We start from the raw sequence: 22,024 nt of genomic DNA, 5'->3' as shown, positions 1-22,024 counted from the left end.
CAAAATAGTCACTTCTCGTTAGAGGAGCCGAAGGAGGTATTTGTGGATTTCTTGTCCAATTTCTTAATGGACTTCTTGGCACAGTTGCAGTCCCCCACTCTCGGCTTTCTGATTGGTGGTATGGTCATTGCCGCCCTTGGTAGCCGACTGGAAATTCCAGATGCAATCTATAAGTTTATCGTCTTCATGCTACTCATCAAAGTCGGACTGAGCGGCGGTATCGCGATCCGCAGTGCTAACCTGGCGGAGATGCTGTTGCCTGCGCTGTTTGCCTCGGTGATGGGAATTCTGATTGTATTCATTGGGCGCTTCACGTTGGCCAAGTTGCCCAAGGTCAGAACCGTGGATGCCATCGCAACTGCGGGCTTATTTGGTGCTGTCAGTGGCTCTACCCTTGCTGCTGCCTTGACACTACTTGAAGCGCAAGGCATTGAATATGAGGCTTGGGCTGCTGCACTCTATCCCTTCATGGACATCCCAGCGCTTGTGACTGCGATCGTCGTAGCCAGTATCTACACCAAAAGGAAAGAGTATCGCCGCCGCCGTACCGCAGAGGAGTCTTTCAGCGCTACGGACGAGTCTTTCAGCACCGCAGGTGCGGCTTTCAGCACTGCAGGTGCGGCTTTCAGCACTGCAGGTGAGTATTCCAGCGCCAGCGAGTATGCCGGTACCACAAGTACGTCTTTCAGCACTGCAGGTGAGTATTCCAGCACTAGCGAGTATCCTAATAAGCAGCGCATTACCGCAAGCGGCTATCCCAGTGCACAGCGTTCTACCGCAGGTAATCGCGTCAAAATATGGCCTATTGTGAAGGAAAGCCTTGAAGGACCTGCTCTATCGGCACTGTTGCTCGGACTTGCTCTCGGTCTGCTAACGAAGCCAGAAAGCGTCTATGAAAGCTTCTACGATCCCCTCTTCCGCGGACTACTTTCGATTCTGATGCTGGTAATGGGTATGGAGGCCTGGTCAAGGCTTGGCGAGTTACGCAAGGTGGCCCAATGGTATGCTGTATATGCCGTAGTGGCACCGTTACTGCATGGGTTCATTGCCTTCGGTCTCGGGATGATTGCCCACTATACTACAGGATTTAGCCTTGGTGGCGTCGTGATTCTGGCTGTGATTGCCTGCTCCAGTTCCGACATTTCAGGTCCGCCCACATTACGCGCTGGTATCCCGTCGGCCAATCCCTCTGCCTACATAGGCGCGTCTACAGCCATCGGTACACCAGTTGCGATTGGCTTAGGAATCCCCCTTTATATTGGTCTCGCTCAGGCACTGATGGGGAGCTAGCCCCAGACGAATCGCGGTCTGCCGGTGCTGTCTTGTCCCGGCGACCTACACAGAGGTTACACTGAGATCTGTGCTGTCTTTTAATGTTATCTTTAATATAGTAGCTGTACGGCCCACAGGTTTGGGCCAATTTACCTTTATTATCGGCTGAAGCCAAAACAATGATTGCTGAATTGTATCCGTCGTCCGGTTTCGATGGTATTAAGATCTAAATGCTCTCAGCTTTCTCGCCTAGCGGTTTTGGGCATTGGTCGATCGCGGAAGGGCAGATTTACTGAGGGGCGATCGGTTGGTGAGTAATGAAATTGTAGCGGCAGCCCTGGGGCAAAATGTGCAGCTTGATCCCGAATACAGCAACGGGTTCATCTTTTAATACATGATCGACATTGTTGTAGGTCTTTTCCGATTCATCGACGATCGTCACGGCTCCTTCACCAATCACTTCAAACTCGTTGCCACTAACAATCACAGCAGTGTTTTCATCGATGCCTAGCCCTAGAACGCTGGGTTCGAGCAAGATCGCCGAAAGCAACCGTCCCAATCGTCCTCGCTGTGCAAAGTGCTGATCGACAACAACTCGCGACAAAAATCCCATGCCCGGGCCCATTTCAACGGCATCTAACCGAGGATTGGTGTCAGATTCACCTTCGACGATCATCTGCTCTGGCATTACAGCCGCTCCAGCACTAGTGCCTGCAATTACCGCCCCATCAGCATAACGTTTGTGCAGCACATCTTCCAAAATCGTGCCTTTGATCGATCGAATAATCCGAGCTTGATCGCCACCTGTGAAGAAAATTCCCGTAGCTTGTGCCACTTGTTTCACCGCATTGGGATGATTGGCATCGTCAGCATGGCGGGTGTCTATTACTCCAACTTCCTCAACTCCTAAGCGCTTAAAAATCTCGATATATTCTTCGCCCACCTCATCTGGCAAACTAGATGCCGCTGTCAAAATGATAATTCGGGCCTTCGTTCCACCCGATCGCCGCACAAATTCTCTCAAAATCTGGCAGTCTCCCACTGTATCCTCGGCTCCACCAATGATCACTAACTGTCCCTGTGGCTGATTGAGTGGCATAAGCTATCTATTTTTACTTCGAGTGATGACAGGTTTCAGTTAAGTGATTTTAAGGGATTTTTGTTGCCAGCACTATCAACGAGGATTCCAAATAGCATGTTTCTATTTCATCCATTTCAATTGCGGTTGGTGTTTTAGCCATGCCGTTTGTGAAATTGGTACGGCCCCATCATGGCTCCCCAGAGAACTTTTCCGGTCTTAGGCTCAACGCCTCGATCGTAGCTAATGAACGTATTAGCACTGACTTCAAATCCCAAGATTACTTGCCGCATCTCACCTTGGTATAAAAAGCAGCATGTGCTGTTGGGTGCGGGGTCTGCTTTGAATCTGGTTAGTTGTGGAGTGATGAGCAGTTTACAGCCTGGTAGCAGGTCTAAGTCTGCTTGGCTTAGTGAGGTAAGACGATCGGGATGTGCACCTGAGCCTTTGAAGCGATCGGGCTGCTTAAAGGCATAATATTGCGCTTGCAAGTGTTCTGAATCGGCAAGCGAACTCAGCACTACAACTCGCTGCCGGTAAGCGTTTTCGGGGTACAAGTAATTTGCTTGCTCTGCAAACAAAGATGGGTTTCCCTCGATCGAAAACGGCAAAAGACGATGCCACAATCGTAAGTGCACAAACCAAGCGGGCTGTTCTAGCGCTTGTGCTTGGTTGTCAAACTCACCTACTAACCACTTGGTCAAAGTTATCAAGGATGCAGATGAAGCCATAATCGAGCAATTAAGGTGGAAGGGGAGGGCTACGATAACTGGATTCGTATAGACCTTACCACACAATAGGAATAAAAATAGGAGTAAATCATAAATGCACAAACCCTTCCCAATTAGAAGAAGAGCAGGGTAACAATAAAGAGAAGAGAGCATATCACGTTCGCAAGTCTAACCCTTATCCCCCAATCCCTTCTCTCAAACAAGGAGAAGCGGGTCAAAGTCCCTCGTCCTTGAAGAGAGGGAGCAAGAGTGAGAGCGACGTGACAGGCTCCTAGATAGTTCGTGCCGCTACCGGGAAGCGTCAACTTTGGTCAATGGTCAATTTTAATTGGTAAGATCATCGACTGCATTGCTAGCGTTCTCTTGGATATTCCGAACACTTTCCTGTGCTCCGATCGAATATTCTTTGCCAAACTGACTAAAAGCTTCCTTAGAATCTCGAATTGTGTTTTGTACCCGCTCACCAAACGGAACGTCTCCTTCTACTTCATCTAGCCATTCTCCGGTGGTTTTAGGGCGCTCGGTATTTTGCTCTACTTGCTGGATGCGCTCGCGCATTCTTTCACCAAGCGATTGATCGGACTGGTTTAATCCCATATTAGTGGTTAGAAAGAGAAAGCCCACTAGAACGATCGACAGAACTTGATTGACCTGAGTTCTCTTAATGCTAGAAAACATCTCAGAGATAGCAGCAAAAACTGTATTTTTCATGACCTGCTCCACGCAATAAAAACGAATGGTTACGAGAATAAGAGTAGCGATTGAACTGTGCAGAATTCCTCTAGCCAAAGTCATATTATCAAGAAGTAACTTTGACTTGTTGAGAAAATAGCTTTAGCATTTCTCGATTAAACACTGGAATATCGCTGGGTTGACGACTTGTTACCCAATTTTCATCACTTACGACTTCGCGATCGACCCAATTACCACCAGCATTGAGAATATCGTCTTGGATAGTATGATATCCAGTTAACGTACGCCCGCGAACTAGGTCTGCTGATATTAATAGCCACGGAGCATGACAAATGGCAGCGATTGGTTTTCCTGCCTTTTGAAATTGCTGTAAAAATGATTTTACTGAGGGTTCGACCCGTAGAGTATCAGTATTTAACGCACCACCTGGTAGTAACAACGCCTGATAAGAGTCGGGCTGCACGTCATCAATTGCTCGGTCAACCCTGACTGTAATACTTTTGTCGTGGTGCCGAAACGCTTGAATGTCATCCAGCTTGAGCGAAAGGATTTCAACAGCTGCACCTGCTTCCTTCAATGCATTTACAGGCTCAGTCAATTCCGACTCCTCAAAGCCATCTGTGGCAATGACGGCAACGCGCAAATTTGAAAGATCTATCATCGTTTCTCCTGTTTTTTGTAACTCAACAACAGGTAATTTTGTAGTGGCTACAACTTAGCAATGATGAAAGGCGATCGCCCTCTGACTATAGGAGTTGTCTAGCAGTTTAAGTCAATAACTTTTGACTGATATCAATAATGTGATAAAGAATACGGTTTTAAAAACTACAATAGACAATCAACAACTGAGAGATTCAATGATTCTATCTAACGCTATGTTTTGTATTAGTCATGGTCATGTTAAGGTGTTGTCTAGTATTCATACATTTAAACAACAAGGTGCCATGAAACCAAATCTAATCATCTTTTGGGTAACACTTTCGTTCGTTATGGTTGGTTTAATCATGCTTCTATTGCAGCCTACGATCGATTTTCACTAAATTCCTGATTCTTCAAATCAGCAGAGTTACACCGAATTTAGCAAAATATGCAAAATGGAGACGTTGGTCGAAACGCCTCCATAATATATGTCTTAAATTCAGGTGCTAGCCATGGCGATATCGATGCAGAATAGACTTAGGCAAATTATCCATTAATCACACTACCCCCATTGGGATGGAGAATTTGTCCAGTCATATAACTTGAATCATCTGAAGCTAAAAATACATAACTAGGAGCCACTTCTTCTGGCTGTCCAGCTCGTTGCATTGGAACCTGTGCCCCAAAACTTTCTACTTTTTCAGCAGGAAAGGTAGAAGGGATTAATGGTGTCCAAATGGGACCGGGGGCAACGCCATTGACGCGAATTCCTTTATCAACAAGCCCTTGGGATAGCGAGCGAGTGAAGGCTACAATTGCGCCCTTGGTTGCAGAATAGTCCAACAGTTGCGGACTGCCCTTATAGGCTGTCACTGACGTTGTATTGATAATAGTGCTACCCTCTTTAAGGTGCGGTAAAGCTGCTTTTGTCATAAAAAACATTCCGAAGATATTGGTGCGGAAAGTGCGCTCTAATTGCTCCGCACTGATATCTTCAATGCTTTCTTGGGGGTGTTGCTCTGCTGCATTATTGATGAGAATGTCTAAATGTCCAAATGTATTAATTGTTTCTTCTACGGCTTGTTTACAGAACTGTTCGTCGCCGATGTCTCCAGCAATGGTTAAACACTTTCGTCCTTCTAACTCTACCAACTTCTTGGTTTCCATTGCATCGGTTTCCTCATTGAGGAGATAAACAATCGCAACATCTGCCCCTTCACGGGCATACAGAATGGCGACCGATCGCCCAATGCCGCTGTCTCCTCCAGTTATTAGAGCAACTTTATCTTGTAACTTGTCACTGCCTTTATACTTGATCTTACGAGTGTTCGGCTTAGGAGCCATTTCTTTTTCAATGCCCGGACGTTGATTTTGCTGCTGGGCTGGTTGTAGTTGATCCGATTGAGATTGAGCCTGGGTCATAAATTTGGTGCTATTTGTTACTAGATGATGAAATCTATGATCGTTTCTACCTTTATTTCAAAGCTAGGAACGATCATCGATCTCAGCATTTCATTGTTTTCAGCCTAGCAAGACCCTGTTTGAAGATGACCTACCTACGGTGAGAACCACTATTACGTAACAGTGTGTGGATTCATGCAACGATGAAATTGAGTGTCATAGCACCTGGACAGTAGGCTGAGGTTGTTGGATTCGTCTATACCTTAAGGTGGAAGCGGTTCCATCCAAACTTCGTCTAGAATCTTAGATAGAGAATCCATTGCCTATCACCCAATCCCGTACATCTCTTATGGTGAAAATCGGCTATCATGCTTCCCACGAGCAGTTCAAGCCAAGTGAACTTCTTAGGTACGTGAAAATGGCAGAGCAAGCTGGTTTTACATTAGCCCTTTCATCTGACCATTTTCATCCTTGGAATGAGCGACAGGGACAAAGTGGGTTTGCTTGGTCTTGGCTAGGAGCAGCGATGTGTACTACACCAAGTTTGTCCTATCGGGTGGTCTGTGCACCAGGACAGCGATATCATCCAGCTATCATTGCTCAAGCGGCCGCTACACTAGCTGAAATGTTTCCCGATCGCTTTTGGATTACTGTAGGCAGCGGGCAAGCGCTCAATGAATCGATTACAGGGGAAAAATGGCCCTGTAAAGCCGATCGCAACACCCGGTTGAAAGAGTGTGTAGATATTATGCGAGGGTTGTGGGCAGGCGAAACAGTAAATCATCGAGGTTTAGTTTGTGTAGAGGAAGCAACACTATATAGCCGCCCGGATGTTGCTCCACTTATTATTGGAGCCGCTATTACTGCTGAAACGGCTGAATGGCTGGGAGGGTGGGCTGATGGATTGATTACAACTTCTCGTCCTCCTGAGCAACTAAAGAAAGTGGTAGATGCCTTTCGCCGAGGCGGTGGAGAAGGTAAACCAATGATTTTGAAGGTACAGCTTTCTTACGACCGAGATGAGGCAGCGGCTCGCTCTGGGGCATTTGATCAGTGGAGTACTAATATTTTCCAGAGTGTTTTATTGTCTGATCTCAAACTTCCGGCTCAATTTGAGGCAGCGGCTCAGTACGTTAACCCCGATGAAATGGAGCAACAAGTTCGTATTTCTTCGCATCTACAGCAACACATTGAGTGGCTTCAGCAAGATATTGAATTGGGATTTGATGAACTGATGCTCCATAATGTGAATCGCAATCAAGAGCAGTTCATTGAAGATTTTGGGGCGAAGGTGCTTCCTGCCTTAACTTAAAACTAATCGCGATTGAAAGATGGTTAGATATGACTCGGTCTGCTTGTTTGATTTTTAATCCAGTTGCGGGTCAAGGTGATCCACAGCAACAGTTAGATGTAATTCGCTCCATCTTGGAATCTGAACTTGAATTGGATGTCTGTTTGACTAGCGAAGAGATTACACCTGAGCAATTAGCGAAAGCGGCAATCGATCGAGGGGTTGAGATGGTGATTGCATCAGGTGGCGATGGAACCATTTCCCAAGCGGCAGGTGCACTCATCGGAACGAAGACACCATTGGGAATTATTTCTACGGGAACAGCCAATGCTTTTGCAAATGCCCTCAATTTGCCTACTAATTTAGAAGAAGCGTGTCGAGCTATTCTCAATGGCGAAACTCGCACGCTCGATGTTGCCTATTGCAACCAGAAGCCTATGCTGTTGCTAGCAGGGATAGGCTTTGAAGCAGAAACGGTCGAATTGGCCGATCGCGAGGCGAAAAATAACCTTGGTATTTTTGCTTATGTAGTGTCTGGGTTGAAGCAGTTACGCAACCTCAAGCACTTTGATGCCACGATCGAAACGGATGACAAGGAAATTAAGGTCTCGGCAGCAGCAATTACCGTCGCAAACGTGGCTCCTCCTACGTCTGTGTTGGCTCAAGGTCCCGCTGGCATCATTGCAGATGATGGATTACTTAATGTCACCATCATTTCCCCCCGAAATTTGGTTGGTGCCATTGCAGCCGCCTATAATTTGTTGCACACAGCCCTTCAAGGCAATCCAGCCGAACGGGATGATATTGGCTATTTGCGATCGAAGCGAGTGGTTATTGCTACCGATCCACCACAAAAGATTGTATTAGATGGAGAAATAATTGGTAAAACGCCGATCGAGGTGGAGTGTGTCCCTCAAGGCTTAATCATTTTTGCGCCTACGACGCGCGAACAACCACCAGACGAAAAATTGGAGAATCTACCGAATTTGGAAGTGAAGGTGAAGGATAAAGACGCACCTTAGAGATTTTGCCACTACTTAGCTTATAGCTCCAAAACCTCTATCTAAAGAAGGATATATTTTTGTCTGTAGTGCGGCAAATATAGAGTAAATTATCTTGAAAGCCACCGTTCAATTTTACAAATTTGGTTGTTGTTGATGAGGTATTGTAATAGTAGTGTCTCCCCACACCTATCGCATCTTGGTGGTAGATGATTTTGTCGATAATCTCATCTTACTTCAAACCATTTTAGAAGCAGAGGGATATGAAGTGGAAACGGCTAATGGTGGCGCTGTTGCACTCGAAAAAATTCAAGTTATTCCTCCGGATTTGATCTTGCTCGATGTCATGATGCCTGATATAGATGGGTATGAAGTAACAAGACAAATTCGACAAAATCCAAACATTTCTTTTATTCCAATTCTGCTAGTTACAGCCCATGCTACTGTGGATGCTATTCACGGTTTAGATATTGGGGCAAATGATTTTATTCGGAAGCCGTTTGATTTTGATGAGCTACTAGCTAGAATTAGAGCCTTTCTACGGGTTACGTATGATCTTAAGGACGACTAAATCGGAACTGTAAAGTAATCCACTCAAATCAACTAAGCAAAGCAGCTAAATTGATAGAGGGGCGCAACTAGAGCATTCCCCTCTTTAAGATTGACTTATTGACTGCTTGTTAAGTCAGCTGTAATTAGCTAAAGGATGAATTCTTTTCTTTGTCTCGTTCTGCGGCAAATTCGCGGAGGCGCTCAGCCACATTGTAAGCGCCAGCGCTTGGAGATTGAATGGAAGCAATACCTTCAATAGGGCCTTCAATGGCTCTCCAAGCTTCTAGTCCACCCTTCAACTCTGCTACTTTGTCAAATCCGGCTTCACGCAACAAGTTTGCTGCTGAAGCGGTATCCTCATCGGTGGCACCATAGACATAAATATCCCGCTTGTGAGCCAAGCTAGAGTTAGCCCATTGAGGGAGTTGCTCAATCGGCATTGTGATCGCACCTAAGATGCGACATTCATTAAAAGCATTGTGATCACGCACATCTAGAATTGTCAGTCCTGGTTCTCCCCACTGCAATCGGGCTTTTAACTCAGTTGGCGTCGCTTGGCTATGAAACCCTGGTGGCGTCGGTGTGAGATTCGGCATATTATCTTTGGCCCGCGTTACGGCGTCTTCAAAATCTGCCATTTGTTTAATCTTCCTAATTGCAACACTTAAAACTGTACTGAGGTGGCGATCGAACAGCCTCTTTCCTAGGAACGAGACTGTCCTAATAAATTGGTAGAGATGCTTCCATCCTTAAATCGTTTGAATTTTAGCTTTATTGACGCTTCAAAGTTGGAGTTTATGCCTTTCAAGAGCTAATAGATATAAGAAAAATGTTTTTATGATCACATGATAACTTTCCACTTTTAGGGAGATGTTTGGAGTAAGAGAGGTACGTCAAGCTTAGAGCAGCTAGTTAAAACAATGGAGAAGAATCATGGTTGCAACCAACAATCAAACTAAAGCGATCAGCGATTTAGAATATGATCTGGTGGCTGTATTAAAGAACAAAGCTGAAGCTGTTCAACTATATGAGACGTACATTCAAGATGCTCAGAAGGCTGACAGTCAGCCATGTGTTGAACTTTTGCGGCAGATTCAGCAAACTGAAATGAATCAAGTTCAAGAGATTCGTCGTCATCTACAAGAGGTGATGCAAAAGGGAAAAATGTAGTGTTATCAGACTACTTCTAAGGCAAAATTGATCAAGAAAACATTTGTTTCTCTCAACAAGCTTTACCATTAATCCCTTTCCCAGATTGGGGAAGGGTCTTTAAAAATCTCACTTTTTTTCGCAAAGTTGAGATGCATTTAATCGCTATTACGGCGTTGTTGTATTGCTAAGTTGAATAGAATCATAGCTGATTGTAACTCTAGATCAAAGATTGAAAATAAGTGTTGAAGCTACCAGTACTAAAGTAGGCTAACACCTGCAACATTTTTACCTTTTTCGCCATATTATTGCTCCTTCTGTTTAAGTTAGTATTAAATCCATGAATCACGATCCAGATTTGGGAGAACAGTTGCTTGACAAGGCAGCAGAGCTAGCACTTACTAGCCAACTTGATGAAGTAGAAGAAATTGAGGTTGATATCCGCACAAATCCATTGCAACTTGTTCAAGGGCAGGTTGATTCAGTCAAAATTCAAGGACAAGGACTGGTCATTCAACAGGAGTTGCGGGCTGAGTCAGTAGATATTCAGACAGATGCAGTATTTATTAACCCACTGAAGGCGGTGACAGGGGATATTGAACTAAACAAAACCGCTTGTGCTCGAACTCAAGTGATCTTAACAGAAGCCGACTTGAACCGTGCATTACAATCTGACTATCTCCGGAATAAGCTCAACCAATTAGAAGTGGAAGTGGATGGCGAAATCGTACCGATCGATATTCAACACGTTAGTCTTCAACTATTGAGCGACAATCGAATTGACCTTAACGCAATTATCAGCACCGATCATGCCGAGGGAAGTGAATTTCATGCCATGATCAAACCAATTCTGAAAGACAATGGACAGCGCATAGAAATTGAGATTCTCTCGGCAGAAGGGCAGGGACTGTCTCTTACTTTGTTAACAGTGTTATTTCAGAACCTGATTGAGCTACTAGATCTACGTAATTTTGAACTTGGCGGGATATCCCTAAAACTGAAGGAGTTGGAGACCGATGAAGGAAGATTGTTGATCCGAGCAGATACAACGATCGCGAAACTTCCTCCAATGTAAGACGCAAGTATGCCTCGGAATGAGAGACTGATTCATTTTTAATCTTTTCTGGGTGTTGCTGAGCAGAATATATGATTCTTGTGCTGGAGCTGCTTGCAGCCCTCAGCCCAGCCCTCTCCCAAAGGAGAGGGGACAACAAAATTTGGCTCCCTGCTCCATAAGAAGAAGGGTTGTGGATGCGGGTAATTCATCCTGCGTTCAGCAACGCCCTTTCCTGAATTCCTTACCATAGACTGATGCTGATAAATAAACGAGCTATTGATAATGGCGGTAATTAATACCAGCGAAGGAATAGCCACATGAGATTGAAAGACGGCGTTCGTCTTTTAAAGGACACTGTCACTGAATGGACACAAGATCAAGTCCCTCTATATGCGGCCGCGCTTGCTTATTACACCGTATTTTCATTAGCTCCATTGTTGTTAATTGCCATTGCTATTGCGGGGGCTATATTTGGTGAAGAAGCCGCGCAAGGTCAAATTGTCGGGCAGATCCAAGGTCTAGTAGGACGTGACGGGGCAGAGGCAATTCAAACCATGTTGCAAAATGCTCAACGCCCTGGTTCAGGCGGGACGATCGCTTCAATTGTGGGAGTCGTAACGCTTTTGTTCGGCGCATCAGGCGTATTTGGTCAACTGCAACAAGCCTTGAATGCCATTTGGAATGTTAAACCAAAGCCAGAACGCGGCTGGAAAAACTTTATTCAGTCTCGATTTCTATCATTTGCTATGGTGCTTGTAATTGGATTTCTGCTATTAGTTTCTCTGATCCTTTCCGCTATCCTCGCCGCAATCAGTAATGTTTTTGGCAGCATGATGCCAGAGTTTATAGCGGTTGGTCAAGGATTGAATTTCTTTATCTCTTTTGCAGTAATCACGCTGCTCTTTGCATCAATTTATAAGTTTTTGCCAGATGTACAAGTCCCTTGGAAAAACTTGTGGATCGGAGCCGCTGCAACGGCACTTCTATTTAATATTGGTCGATATCTCATTGGTCTCTATTTAGGTAATAGTGGGATTGGTTCTACCTATGGTGCAGCAGGTTCCTTCGTGGTACTTTTAGTGTGGGTATTTTATTCGGCTCAAATTATTTTGTTTGGTGCAGAATTTACCCAGGTTTATTCTCGCTATCGAGGTACTCCGATTCGCCCATCTGAGCACGCTGTTCCGGTTTCAAAAGAATGAGTCGTTATTGATTATGATTGATGTCGTGCTCATCCGTCAATGAAGTAACTCGATCGATTCGTGTTAATCGATTGATCGTACCGCTTGAGCAAAGACTTCATTGGCTAAGCCAAGCGATCGCTTCTCGAATCCAATCTTCTGCATTGGAGTTTTTAGCCAGTGCAGTTTTTTGTCCAACAGCTTGCAACGCTTGCGTAATTTCATTGCCAGTATATCCCAGCGCTAGTAAAGTCATTTCTACATCTTCTCGAACATTGGCCGTTGGTCCCGCATCAGGCAAAGTTGCCAGGCCCGATTGGTTGCGCCATTCAGCTAATTTGGTTTTGAGTTCTAAAGCCAAACGCTCGGCAGTTTTTGCGCCCACCCCAGGTGCTTGGGTTAAGACTCGCGTGTTGCTAGAAACGATTGCCTGCACGAGGTCGGGTAAACTTAATCCATCCAGTAAGGCCATCGCAACTTGGGGTCCAATACCACTGACACTAATGAGTTGGCGGAATAAGTCTCGTTCAGCGGTTGAACCAAACCCAAACAGGATCATCTGATCTTCGCGAATTTGTAGATGTGTAAATACTTGTACAGCTTCGTCGATCGCCAACAAATGCTGCATTAAGCGAGACGTAATCTGCAAATCGTATCCAACCTGATTCACTTCTAAGGTGAGGATGACGCGACTACTGCTTACTTTTTGAATCCCAGCAACGGTTCCCTTAAGGTAACTAATCATTCGATCGCCGATTTCACTGCTAGCTTATCTAAGCTAAGTTGATCCTTCTCAGGCTAACATTCTTTATTAAATAATCGGAAGGAGGTGTTTGCATTCTATTTGTACGGATTTGCCCCCTTAACGATTTTCACTGGTTCCGGGGCAAGCGCCTACTAACGATCGCGTCAAGGGAGCGGTATTCAACGCATTCAGCAGCGTCAGAGGTAGGGGGGATTCACTAATTGACTGCGCATAAGATGCTCTGAGATAGTCGCGATATTCGGGCTGTGCAGCAACGTGAACCTTGGAGAATGCGAGGCTGAGGGCTTGCAAATAGCGGTGAGCCAGAGCAGGATTGGGGTTAGTGGGTTCACCAGGAAACAATTGGTTTTGACTAGTATTTTGGTAATTATAAACATGGGTTCCTTTTTCAATCACCGCTAGGTATTTATCTGTCCCGGTGAGCCACGTAAACGGACACACTTGCTCGAGCAGCACAGGCGAAATTACATCCCGACTACCACCAATTAACATGACCGGAACTTGAACCGATCGCAGTCCTTCTTGTCCAAAGACGTTATGGCTGACTGAATTCACGGCGACGATTGCCCGCACCCGATTGTCTTGTAGCGGTTGAGCCTCGAGTGTGGTTCGCAGTGCTTCACACTGAAGCGGCATCGACAAGTTCGCAATATTCAGATCAATGAAGCTGGATTGGCATTCGCGCCGCAGCAAGTCGAAATTTAGTTGAGCACCAGCCAAAGCTAGAGCCGTATAGCCGCCTAATGAGTGTCCAATCACGCCCACTTTCTGCAAATTGAGGCGATTGTGCAGCGGTGCACCTGGTTGATTGAGTTGCTCTAGCTCATCTAGCAAATAGCTCACATCCAATGGACGATTAACAAACTCGTTAGGTTCAGCAATTTCTTGGGTTAGTCCCCGCAGCAGGTTTTGAAAGTGTTGTCGATCGCTGCCGGGATGATCTAACACAGCCACTGCAAAACCATGCGAGGCTAAATGTTGTGCCAGTTCCGAAAAATCTTGGCGATCGGCTGCAATGCCATGGGAAATCACTAGCACTGGTGCCGCTTCGGAAAGATTTGGCGTATAGAGATCAACTGCAATGGAGCGATTGCGCAGACGATCGTGTAGCTGTAAGGTTTCCTGTTGCCAGTCGATGGTGCCAAACTCCTGTAAATTTAACCCTCGGGCAAAATCAACCGAAACGTCTGTTGCTATATCCGCAGCCGCCTGTTCACTCATCACGGCTCTGATGCGATCGGTTTGATGCAGCAATTGTGTAAATTCATTGGCAACTTGAATAGCGCGGACGGACTGAATTCGTACTGTGGGTGTGGGAAAGTGTTTGATGATGTTTAAGGGTGTTAAGCCTTCAGGGTCATTGGCAGCCAAAATTAACGCCGATCGCAGGGCATAAAATCCATTTTGGCGCGCATCAGTTTGAATCAGTTCGCCCAACTGTTGCAGCGAGGTTTCTCCAAACGATGAATAGAGAATCTGTGAGATGGCCACCGCATCTAAGTCCAGTTGCTGGCGCAACAGATCGCGCAACTGCTCTAGGTTTTCATCATCCACGAATCGGGCATAAAAGGCTAACCCATTACTCATCCTGCCTGTTTCTGCATAGGTTTCCAGGTCTTTTACAGAAAGCGAAAGCTCTAGCGGCCCGTAGGAGACAGATACCCGTTCGGCTGCGGGGCTAGGAATGGCGGTGGTAAGGGCTGCCAGGCAACCTAACGCTACTTGCCACGAGCGATGAAAAATTTTGCGTTTGAACCAGGAACGCGAACGGAAACACGGTTCAGCCGCTATTGGGTTTGCCGTATCGGTAGGAGGATCTGAAGCGGAAGAAGTTGTCATGATTAGATTCAAGTTGTCTAGCTCTGTTGCGGGTTGTATCGTGGTTCTGCTGCTCTTCATGCTGATTCATACCGATCGAAAACAAGCAGCTAAGTTTTCTCTGAGGAATGAATAGCGGCAATGATAGCGCAGCTATGAAAAAAAAGACGAACGGCAGGCAACCTTAAACCAAATGGTGGTAAACGACGGTGCTTCAATACAGAAGTGCAAGACGGAAGCACAAGAATATATGTTGCAGCGGACGATAACGAAAGAATAATCTCGCTGTTGAGCAGCAGAGCGGCGACTTGAAAGACGCCCCGACTGAGTTGGTCGATCGCTAAGATATTAAAAATAATGTGATGACCAACGTGGCACTAACCCTCACTTCTCACTTTTTAGTGCCTTAAACTCAACCAATACACCATAAATTGCCCAAATTGCCATAGCTCGCAGATAGTGACAGGCGCGGAAGGTGTGAGTAGCCGTGATTGCTTCTGGCGTGCGGAATTGCAATCCGTGCTCATAAATCTGTCGCACAACGGCTTCTGTAATCTCAAAGGCTTCCTGCTGCATGCCCATTTGCACCATAAAGGCTGCTAGCCCAAAGTTAATGCCTGTCCATACTTCCAAGGGATGGGTGTCCTTTGGATTAACCGGAGAACCGTCTGGACGCACACCGTTGGCTGCACCAATAGGGGAGAAGGGAAGGGGGGTGGGGGTTAGACAATTGTCCCTCTGATCTTGAATCCACTGGTTGAAGTTGATAAAGCACGAGTCGTAAATCGACTGTAGAGCAGACCGGACACAGTCGATCGGCACAATATCGGGTAAGTTCAGTAATCGCGCATAGAACTGACCGCAAAGCTGATCGGTCATGACTATATCAGACCCACTGCCGCTGTCGAGGCGATAGTACTGACCGTTCCACAATTTTTCCTGATACTCTGATCGGGCTTGCTCTAGCCAGTTTTGCCATTGAGGAATGAGGGATTGGGGGGTGGGGATTGGCTTTTTGTTCACCCCTCCGCTGTTAGTTGTCATCCTTTCCAAGGTTTGACCAATGGCGATCGCGGCTTCTAGTGCAGCTATCCACAATCCACCACAGTAAGCGCTGACCCCTTGCAAGCGCCAATCGTCGAAGGTTTGATCGGGTGCGCCTGAATTTTCAGGGATGCCATCGTTATCGAAATCAAAGGTTTTGAGATATTCAAGTGCCGCGACGATCGCCTCCCAGCACTCCTCTAGGAATGGCATATCACGGCTGCCCGTGAGAACAAAATCCCGGTAGACCTGCAAGACGAAATCAGAACCTAGATCTTTCCACAAATTGCAGTCTTGATAGCTGGTGTAGTTCGTCTTCTCCCAAACGTGTTCGTTAGGTGCGCCCAAATCATGCGGAGTGGCGTTTTTGGCTTTGCGCAAGGCTTCTGGGCTAGGCTGTCCGATCGTGTAGTAGTAGCCAATGGTGCGGAGGCGATCGTCCTCTTTCGGAATCGCCCTGGCAAAGGCACGAAGAATGGACTTGTCTAAGTTGGGGAACAACATCAGTAGCGCAAATGACCCATACAACCGCACGTCTAGGCTTTCATACCAGCGGTAATCTAAACATTCCAGCACAGCAAATTGTCCGATCGGGTCATGCTCAGTGGCGGCACTCCACAGGGTTCCGCCGCTGGTCAAATCATATAGCTCATTGAATAGCGCCATTTTGAACCAGTCGGGTAAATCCGATCGATCCAAAATCGGCTGTTGCCATTGTTGAATCGACTGCTGCCACTGTTTATAGGATTTCAGAGCAGTCTGGGCGATCGCCCAAGCGTTCTGACCGCTGCGTCCAAAGAAGTCTGTGTAGCGACGGTAGTAGACAACACCTTCTGCAAACTCAGTAATGGGCAAATCCCACACCACCACAAACGGAATTTGTTTGGTCTCACCCGGAGCCAACGTAAACCGCACCGCAACTGCCGCTCCAATCTGCTCTCCTCTTGCCGCTGGCGATTCATCAGCAACATTGGGCAGCGATCCATCCTGGGCAAAACTGCTCCACAAATCCCTCCCATCCCCGATCGGATTCCAACGCGCTTGATAAAACACTTCTGCATCAAAACAAGTGGCAATCGCCCAAGTGCCGTCCCCTTCTTCCAACGTTTGCCGATCGCTCTGTCCCATGATGCATCCAGCACAGTCACCTGACGTTAACCACTGGTTAAAATTTCCCTGGCTTTTGCCAATTTGGGGTTGATAGGCATAAACAGGACTGCCATCATCGCGAACTGTAACCTCTGGCGTCTTCAACGTATTCGTGAACCAACCCGCCATGTTTTGCCAAGAAAGCATGATGCTAAGCGTAATGGGTCGATTGCCCGGATTATGAGCCGACCACTCAAACACTGCCACAGGATAGCTAGATTCTTGATAGTTTTCAGCCCAAATTGGGGAAAACTGCTCACATTCTAGATACGCTTGAAACACATTTCGATAAACGAACCAACTGCGCGGATACAGTGCATAATACTTCCCCGAATCTGGTTCTGCTTCCCTGTTTCCTACTCTCCGTTCCCTCTTCCCCTGCACCGGATACCACTGCCAAGCTGCCAACGTGTCATGATTCGGCGCTTCCGTGCAAAGGGCATAGGCTTGAGGGGGGGCATCCTCTACCTGCTCAAATACACTAAATTGGCACGCTGGAAAAACCTGAAACACATGCTCACCGCCATCGACATGCCAGAGGTTAAAATCACCGCGGGACGATCGTCCGATGCATCCTGCACCCAACCCACCCAAAGGCATTCCATGCCATGGTCCATCATCAATGTTGCTGGCGTAGCGAACTGTGTAAGGATTGTCCCACCCTAGACCAATGGAGCGGCTCCAGCTACAGGACGAAATAGTGGGTAAGAAGGGCAAATGAGTCATTTTTTGATTCTATAGCTGACAGTGCCCCATTAAAGAAAAATTAAATCTACGGTTCTTCGCCCGGAATAGGTGTTTTTTGGCTTGGAGTTTGATAAGATTACTGAATAATTCAAACGAACTCTGTTATTTTGCTGTTATTTCGCTAAATTTCGATCGCTTTGCTTGAAGTCAGTGTAAAGCAAGAGTGAACCGCTTTGCTTGTATTGAGCATAACGTTGAAGTAGCCATCGTTTTCGTAGTTATCGTAACTAGGAGCCATGTCCAAGCAGCCCTTACGCCAGAATTCTCAGTGGTTACAGGCAGAAGTGACTCAATCGTTGTCTACTCCAGCCGAGCCAACTTTCTACTACTTCGCCTATGGCTCTTGCATGTGCCCGGTTGATTTGAAGCGATCGCTTGGAGAACACACCCATTCCTATGTCATCGGTCCAGCCACGCTTAAGCACTACCGCCTCGGCTTTTTTCGTCGGTCCCACCGCCGCAATTGTGGTGTACTTGATATCGTCCCTGAACCTGGTGCGATTGTCCAAGGGGTTCTCTACCAATTGCCGCTACGATTAAGTGGCTATCTGGATGAGCGGGAAGAAGGCTACTGTCACGAAATGATCGAGGTTGACTGTCAAGGGCAATCCTATACGAATGTGCGTACTTATACCGTAATTGAAAAATTGACAGAAGAACACGCCCCCAATGACTGGTACTTTAATGTGGTGTTGCGGGGAGCCATTACCTGTGGTTTACCAGAACAGTATTGCTGGCAGCTTTTTCATCACATGCACCAGCTTCAACAAGCTGCTCATCATCACATTCGTCAAAATCAAGTTGCTTAGACTAATCGCCTAGGTTCACCATAAATGTTCTAAAGTGACAAGCTTAGTATGCTTTACCTACGTTATGCGCTTAATTAAGAGTGCTAAGCATAAAATGAGCGATCGATCCTGGACGGTTTTGTATAGATACTTTCACTGACGATGGCTGTTGAAACATTCACAAAAAATCCCTTTTAGGTCTTGCTTCATCTAAGAACTTGCTTGCTCATTGCGGCGATAAGACCCTTGCAAATTACGTACTCATTGGTCTATGTATTCTAGAATTAGCACGACACTAAAACTCACGGCTTCAACGATACTTTTTCAATTGATTCAAAATTGATTCAATACTCTAAGCTAATCGATGGGTTTCATCACTATTCTTTGTTCTAACTAATAGAAAATTGATACCTTATAAAACCTGGTGTTTCAGTGATCCTACGGTTATCCTTTTAACGGATCTAGCTATCTTTAGCCTTGAAAACTCTGAAGTTCGCCCATCTTTAACGGCAGTATGTTGATCTGTTAAAAAGTCGGGGCACTCTGTGTATAGCGAATAACCATTCCATTGGTTCTTTGGCTTAACCGCTAATTTAGGGAATGCAGAAAGGGGTTGAAATGAGACGCCCTGATAAGAGAGTATTTTCTCGTTTTGAACACATGCCAAACTCTGAGCAAGAGCAACAGCGATTACAAACATTAGAAGAACTAGGTTTATTAGGAACAGAAAGTGTGCCAATTTTTGAGGAAGCAACTCAAACGGCGACTCACTTTATAGAAATGCCAATTTGTGTACTGGGTTTGCTTGATTCCGATCGGCTTTGGTTTAAATCTGCCGTTGGGCTTTCGCGAATTGGATTGATGAACGATTTAGCGTCGTCTCGTCAGTTGCCACGCCATGAATCTTTTTGTACCCAAGTTGTCGAAAGTCAACACGTTCAGGTCATTACAGACGCCGCTGCCAATCCAGCCTTTGCAACAGGTTTGCTAGTTCAGCGTTATGGCATTCGTGCCTATCTGGGGGTACCTTTGGTGGCGTCGAATGGTTATTGCCTTGGCACTTTAGCGATGATGAGCTTAACACCCCGTAGTTTTACAGACAAAGAGATTGAAATTCTACAGTTAATCGCTCGGTGGAGTATTAGCGAGTTTGAACGCAATCACCTGGCTAAAACCTCCGCGTGGATACAATCATCACCAAATCCTACAACCGCAGTCAATGCTTCGGCTATGTCGGCATCTGCCATCTCATCGGTTAAGTCACAGCTAATGTCTCAAATGGCACAAGAGCTTTGTACTCCATTAACTTCCATTCTGGGAATGGCAAGAGTTCTCAGCCAGGGCATTTATGGCGCACTCACCCATAAACAAAGAGAGTACATTGACATTATTCACAACAGCGGACAATACCTATCTTCGTTGGTGAACGAGGTCTTGGAACTAGGAACGTTAGACGATCGAACGCTCTATCTCACCCTGACCCCAATTGATGTTGAAATGCTGTGCCAGCAGGCGCTCAGTACTCTCAAACAAGCGGCACAACGTCACCATCAACAAATTCAGCTAACAGTGGAACCTGGCCCACGCATTTGTTTACTAGACAAAGACAAAGTACGACAAATGCTCTATCACCTCATTTTCAGCGTTATGCAATCGTCCAATCCAGAAAGCATTATTCGCATTCATATTTCTCGCCGACAAAATTTCCTTAACCTGGCTGTTTGGACATCCCATCCTTGGTTAGGTGATGGCATGTCGCAAGCTGACGTAATAGCTAGCCGATCGCTGCATCACTTTGCTATACAAACTCACAGAAAATGGCGACAAAACGAGTGGGAAGCTGAAGCACGTATATCGCCATCTAATGATTTCGAAGAAACAGTCGGCTCGATCGAAAATCACCACTCGCGGCAAAGCTTGGGGTTACTGCTCAGTTGTCAATTAGCAGAACTACACGGCGGCTCGATCAGCGTTCAAGGTTCAAACGAAGAGGGATATCGCTATGTCATTAAACTGCCACAACTGAGAGACGAAGCAGAAACTGCTTAAAATTAAGCCTTTGTTAAGTTTGGCAATTAATCAGGAATTGAAAACTAGCAAGAAGTATTAAAGGATAGTGACCCCCACCGAATAGTGATTGTCACTGCATACTTACAGCATACCTTCAGTCCAATAATGATATCGCTCTCATACGTTATTTCTCAAAAGCTAGTTATAGGTTACTTAGGTTAAGTTAAGTTATTGAGTTAAATAAGGTAAGTCGATGGGTCAAATGCCTGAAACGCTTTGTAGCACAACCATCTTGCCTGCTAATAGTTTATAGGGTTTTCAGTCCGCCATTCTAAATGAGCGATTTTAAGTTTGGTAATGGGTGATAAGCAGTTAGCCAGTCTTTTCACTGGCCCATCACCTATTACCATCACCACTGCTTCATTCGGACCTCTAGCGCTCATTTCTGCTCATATTGTTGGCGATGTCGATCGGCCAATTTTAGATAGTCTGGATCAGTCTTTGCCAATTGCCACATGTCATAGAAGATTTTGGCAGATTCAGCTTTAACGGAATCTTCATCACGAGGTAAAACGGTTTTAGCTCCTTCGCCTTTGGCGTCTTTGGCATATTTCCGTCCAGATTTATGGTTCGCATAACGCCGCGAGCGAGTGTAGCCCATTTGCAAAAATTTGCGAGCCATGTCCATGCCCACAAAATCCGACTGAGCCTTGTAGTCCAGAAACATTTGATAAATCGTAGCAGCAGATTGACGGGCAAGGTCTGGGGTTTTGAATCGCCAATGGGGCAGAATCTCGCTTTTGTAAGGTTCAACCAGTAGCACTCCCTGTTCGCCCCGACCAATCCGGTAGAGTTCTGGATGCTGCCGAAAGTCGATCGTTTTAAAGTCTAACGAATAGTCAAATGTTCCCATAACCTTGTCTGGCGCTGGTCGGGCTAACTGGCCGTGCCCAAACCAAGCAGCACAACGATTGTAATGACAATCATCATAAACCAGTGAATCGATCCAATCCTCGCGGCTTGCTGATGAACAGTTTGCTATACAGAAACATCTCTAGACGCCTGTGGATCGGGTAAGAGTTGATCAATGCGAACCCATCGCGGCATTCGATTACCATCAAACAACACCAGACAATATCCGGGAAGGTCGATCGCATTCCAGACCCACGGATGCTGTACTCGTCCTGAACGTCCGGCTAAAGACACCACTTGTTCGCATGGCTTGAATCGATTCATGTCGCCTACTATTCTGCTACCGCCTCCTTGAACTGTTTGCCTGCTGAAAAGGCAGGAACAGTGGTTTCTGGAATCTGAATGGCTTTGCCCGTTTGGGGATTACGCCCTTCCCGAGCAGCACGCTGGCGCGGTTCAAATGTGCCAAACCCAACCAGCGTCACCTTTTCACCCTTGGCCACAGCTTCCATGATGGTATCGACAGTAGCCGTGAGAATCACATCTGCATCTTTCTTAGAAATTTGCGCTTTGCTCGCGATCGCGTCTACCAATTCACCTTTATTCATGATGATTATCCTCGCATGACGATACATTCACGGCATTCTAGAGCATCTGTTTCGGTTTGGCTAGTACAAGTGCACAAATTGTAGTGTCGGGGGGTCTACCAATGCTTGGTCGTGCAGCATCGCATTCATCCCACTGC

21 protein-coding genes are annotated in these 22,024 nt (G+C 46.1%); 9 read left to right on the top strand and 12 right to left on the bottom strand.

Going from position 1 to position 22,024, the window contains the following annotated elements; translation table 11 throughout:
* Positions 1-42 precede the first annotated feature (42 nt).
* Positions 43-1,290, top strand: a complete 1,248-nt coding sequence (locus OXH18_RS13575; protein WP_268607621.1) for a sodium-dependent bicarbonate transport family permease — start codon at positions 43-45, stop codon at positions 1,288-1,290.
* Positions 1,291-1,561: 271 nt separating this feature from the next.
* On the opposite strand, the gene OXH18_RS13570 is transcribed toward OXH18_RS13575, so the two are convergent.
* The 5 genes from OXH18_RS13570 to OXH18_RS13550 form a co-directional block, all read right to left on the bottom strand.
* Complete coding sequence (locus tag OXH18_RS13570) at positions 1,562-2,371, bottom strand: cyanophycinase (protein ID WP_268607620.1); 810 nt, start codon at positions 2,369-2,371, stop codon at positions 1,562-1,564.
* Positions 2,372-2,505: 134 nt separating this feature from the next.
* Entirely contained in the window at positions 2,506-3,054 is a 549-nt protein-coding gene (locus OXH18_RS13565; RefSeq protein ID WP_268607619.1) for a chromophore lyase CpcT/CpeT, read from the bottom strand.
* A 351-nt stretch (positions 3,055-3,405) separates the two neighbouring features.
* Positions 3,406-3,792 (bottom strand): hypothetical protein, encoded by a 387-nt coding sequence (locus OXH18_RS13560; RefSeq protein ID WP_268607618.1) that lies wholly within the window; start codon positions 3,790-3,792, stop codon positions 3,406-3,408.
* A gap of 88 nt (positions 3,793-3,880) precedes the next feature.
* Positions 3,881-4,435 carry a type 1 glutamine amidotransferase domain-containing protein gene (locus tag OXH18_RS13555; RefSeq protein ID WP_268607617.1) on the bottom strand — a complete coding sequence of 185 codons (555 nt, stop codon included), beginning with the start codon at positions 4,433-4,435 and terminating at the stop codon, positions 3,881-3,883.
* Positions 4,436-4,959: 524 nt separating this feature from the next.
* Positions 4,960-5,835 carry an SDR family oxidoreductase gene (locus OXH18_RS13550; protein WP_268607616.1) on the bottom strand — a complete coding sequence of 292 codons (876 nt, stop codon included), beginning with the start codon at positions 5,833-5,835 and terminating at the stop codon, positions 4,960-4,962.
* 328 nt (positions 5,836-6,163) lie between these two features.
* On the opposite strand from OXH18_RS13550, the gene OXH18_RS13545 reads away from it, so the two are divergent.
* The 3 genes from OXH18_RS13545 (at position 6,164) to OXH18_RS13535 (ending at position 8,677) form a co-directional block, all read left to right on the top strand.
* Positions 6,164-7,126, top strand: a complete 963-nt coding sequence (locus OXH18_RS13545; protein WP_315874586.1) for a TIGR03885 family FMN-dependent LLM class oxidoreductase — start codon at positions 6,164-6,166, stop codon at positions 7,124-7,126.
* A gap of 29 nt (positions 7,127-7,155) precedes the next feature.
* The gene (locus tag OXH18_RS13540) at positions 7,156-8,127 is read left to right on the top strand and encodes a YegS/Rv2252/BmrU family lipid kinase (protein ID WP_268607614.1); all 972 of its coding nucleotides are present in this window, start codon (positions 7,156-7,158) and stop codon (positions 8,125-8,127) included.
* Positions 8,128-8,308: 181 nt separating this feature from the next.
* The gene (locus OXH18_RS13535) at positions 8,309-8,677 is read left to right on the top strand and encodes a response regulator transcription factor (protein WP_268613184.1); all 369 of its coding nucleotides are present in this window, start codon (positions 8,309-8,311) and stop codon (positions 8,675-8,677) included.
* 124 nt (positions 8,678-8,801) lie between these two features.
* Here the strand turns inward: OXH18_RS13535 and OXH18_RS13530 are convergent, their stop codons facing one another.
* Entirely contained in the window at positions 8,802-9,296 is a 495-nt protein-coding gene (locus OXH18_RS13530) for a rhodanese-like domain-containing protein (RefSeq protein ID WP_268607613.1), read from the bottom strand.
* Positions 9,297-9,591: 295 nt separating this feature from the next.
* Here OXH18_RS13530 and OXH18_RS13525 point away from each other — a divergent pair, with 295 nt between their 5' ends.
* From OXH18_RS13525 to OXH18_RS13515, 3 genes are all read left to right on the top strand, one after another.
* A complete protein-coding gene (locus tag OXH18_RS13525) occupies positions 9,592-9,828 on the top strand; it encodes a hypothetical protein (protein WP_268607612.1) in 237 nt (78 codons plus the stop codon).
* A 319-nt stretch (positions 9,829-10,147) separates the two neighbouring features.
* Entirely contained in the window at positions 10,148-10,882 is a 735-nt protein-coding gene (locus tag OXH18_RS13520; protein WP_268607611.1) for an LmeA family phospholipid-binding protein, read from the top strand.
* A 299-nt stretch (positions 10,883-11,181) separates the two neighbouring features.
* On the top strand, positions 11,182-12,066 hold the full coding sequence (locus OXH18_RS13515) for a YihY/virulence factor BrkB family protein (RefSeq protein WP_268607610.1): 885 nt from the start codon (positions 11,182-11,184) through the stop codon (positions 12,064-12,066).
* A gap of 97 nt (positions 12,067-12,163) precedes the next feature.
* Here the strand turns inward: OXH18_RS13515 and ruvA are convergent, their stop codons facing one another.
* The 3 genes from ruvA to OXH18_RS13500 form a co-directional block, all read right to left on the bottom strand.
* Positions 12,164-12,790: a Holliday junction branch migration protein RuvA gene (ruvA, locus tag OXH18_RS13510; protein WP_268607609.1), complete on the bottom strand. Its 627-nt coding sequence runs from the start codon at positions 12,788-12,790 to the stop codon at positions 12,164-12,166.
* A 117-nt stretch (positions 12,791-12,907) separates the two neighbouring features.
* Positions 12,908-14,650: an alpha/beta hydrolase gene (locus OXH18_RS13505; RefSeq protein ID WP_268607608.1), complete on the bottom strand. Its 1,743-nt coding sequence runs from the start codon at positions 14,648-14,650 to the stop codon at positions 12,908-12,910.
* 363 nt (positions 14,651-15,013) lie between these two features.
* The gene (locus OXH18_RS13500; RefSeq protein ID WP_268607607.1) at positions 15,014-17,548 is read right to left on the bottom strand and encodes a GH116 family glycosyl hydrolase; all 2,535 of its coding nucleotides are present in this window, start codon (positions 17,546-17,548) and stop codon (positions 15,014-15,016) included.
* Positions 17,549-17,805: 257 nt separating this feature from the next.
* Here OXH18_RS13500 and OXH18_RS13495 point away from each other — a divergent pair, with 257 nt between their 5' ends.
* Both OXH18_RS13495 and OXH18_RS13490 read left to right on the top strand, forming a co-directional pair.
* On the top strand, positions 17,806-18,378 hold the full coding sequence (locus tag OXH18_RS13495) for a gamma-glutamylcyclotransferase family protein (protein ID WP_268607606.1): 573 nt from the start codon (positions 17,806-17,808) through the stop codon (positions 18,376-18,378).
* A gap of 639 nt (positions 18,379-19,017) precedes the next feature.
* Positions 19,018-20,406: a GAF domain-containing sensor histidine kinase gene (locus OXH18_RS13490; protein ID WP_268607604.1), complete on the top strand. Its 1,389-nt coding sequence runs from the start codon at positions 19,018-19,020 to the stop codon at positions 20,404-20,406.
* Between the two features lie 400 nt (positions 20,407-20,806).
* Here the strand turns inward: OXH18_RS13490 and OXH18_RS13485 are convergent, their stop codons facing one another.
* From OXH18_RS13485 to OXH18_RS13475, 3 genes are all read right to left on the bottom strand, one after another.
* The gene (locus OXH18_RS13485) at positions 20,807-21,280 is read right to left on the bottom strand and encodes a DUF4385 domain-containing protein (RefSeq protein ID WP_268607602.1); all 474 of its coding nucleotides are present in this window, start codon (positions 21,278-21,280) and stop codon (positions 20,807-20,809) included.
* A gap of 125 nt (positions 21,281-21,405) precedes the next feature.
* Positions 21,406-21,603, bottom strand: coding sequence for a hypothetical protein (locus OXH18_RS13480; protein ID WP_268607601.1), 198 nt, complete (start codon positions 21,601-21,603; stop codon positions 21,406-21,408).
* Positions 21,604-21,611: 8 nt separating this feature from the next.
* Positions 21,612-21,887 carry an HU family DNA-binding protein gene (locus OXH18_RS13475; RefSeq protein ID WP_268607599.1) on the bottom strand — a complete coding sequence of 92 codons (276 nt, stop codon included), beginning with the start codon at positions 21,885-21,887 and terminating at the stop codon, positions 21,612-21,614.
* Between the last annotated feature and the right edge of the window lie 137 nt (positions 21,888-22,024).

The organism is Thermocoleostomius sinensis A174 (genome assembly GCF_026802175.1).
Lineage (GTDB): Bacteria > Cyanobacteriota > Cyanobacteriia > Elainellales > Elainellaceae > Thermocoleostomius > Thermocoleostomius sinensis.
The sequence above is the reverse complement of the archived record's forward strand: the minus strand, read 5'-3'. Positions and strand labels throughout refer to the sequence as shown.

What these genes read in the sequence shown, in the direction of transcription:
- OXH18_RS13570 (WP_268607620.1), bottom strand. Translation starts at nt 2,371, where the DNA reads ATGCCACTCAATCAGCCACAGGGACAGTTAGTGATCATTGGTGGAGCC.
- OXH18_RS13560 (WP_268607618.1), bottom strand. Translation starts at nt 3,792, where the DNA reads ATGAAAAATACAGTTTTTGCTGCTATCTCTGAGATGTTTTCTAGCATT.
- OXH18_RS13555 (WP_268607617.1), bottom strand. Translation starts at nt 4,435, where the DNA reads ATGATAGATCTTTCAAATTTGCGCGTTGCCGTCATTGCCACAGATGGC.
- OXH18_RS13550 (WP_268607616.1), bottom strand. Translation starts at nt 5,835, where the DNA reads ATGACCCAGGCTCAATCTCAATCGGATCAACTACAACCAGCCCAGCAG.
- OXH18_RS13545 (WP_315874586.1), top strand. Translation starts at nt 6,164, where the DNA reads ATGGTGAAAATCGGCTATCATGCTTCCCACGAGCAGTTCAAGCCAAGT.
- OXH18_RS13540 (WP_268607614.1), top strand. Translation starts at nt 7,156, where the DNA reads ATGACTCGGTCTGCTTGTTTGATTTTTAATCCAGTTGCGGGTCAAGGT.
- OXH18_RS13530 (WP_268607613.1), bottom strand. Translation starts at nt 9,296, where the DNA reads ATGGCAGATTTTGAAGACGCCGTAACGCGGGCCAAAGATAATATGCCG.
- OXH18_RS13525 (WP_268607612.1), top strand. Translation starts at nt 9,592, where the DNA reads ATGGTTGCAACCAACAATCAAACTAAAGCGATCAGCGATTTAGAATAT.
- OXH18_RS13520 (WP_268607611.1), top strand. Translation starts at nt 10,148, where the DNA reads ATGAATCACGATCCAGATTTGGGAGAACAGTTGCTTGACAAGGCAGCA.
- OXH18_RS13515 (WP_268607610.1), top strand. Translation starts at nt 11,182, where the DNA reads ATGAGATTGAAAGACGGCGTTCGTCTTTTAAAGGACACTGTCACTGAA.
- ruvA (WP_268607609.1), bottom strand. Translation starts at nt 12,790, where the DNA reads ATGATTAGTTACCTTAAGGGAACCGTTGCTGGGATTCAAAAAGTAAGC.
- OXH18_RS13505 (WP_268607608.1), bottom strand. Translation starts at nt 14,650, where the DNA reads ATGACAACTTCTTCCGCTTCAGATCCTCCTACCGATACGGCAAACCCA.
- OXH18_RS13500 (WP_268607607.1), bottom strand. Translation starts at nt 17,548, where the DNA reads ATGACTCATTTGCCCTTCTTACCCACTATTTCGTCCTGTAGCTGGAGC.
- OXH18_RS13495 (WP_268607606.1), top strand. Translation starts at nt 17,806, where the DNA reads ATGTCCAAGCAGCCCTTACGCCAGAATTCTCAGTGGTTACAGGCAGAA.
- OXH18_RS13490 (WP_268607604.1), top strand. Translation starts at nt 19,018, where the DNA reads ATGCCAAACTCTGAGCAAGAGCAACAGCGATTACAAACATTAGAAGAA.
- OXH18_RS13485 (WP_268607602.1), bottom strand. Translation starts at nt 21,280, where the DNA reads ATGGGAACATTTGACTATTCGTTAGACTTTAAAACGATCGACTTTCGG.
- OXH18_RS13480 (WP_268607601.1), bottom strand. Translation starts at nt 21,603, where the DNA reads ATGAATCGATTCAAGCCATGCGAACAAGTGGTGTCTTTAGCCGGACGT.
- OXH18_RS13475 (WP_268607599.1), bottom strand. Translation starts at nt 21,887, where the DNA reads ATGAATAAAGGTGAATTGGTAGACGCGATCGCGAGCAAAGCGCAAATT.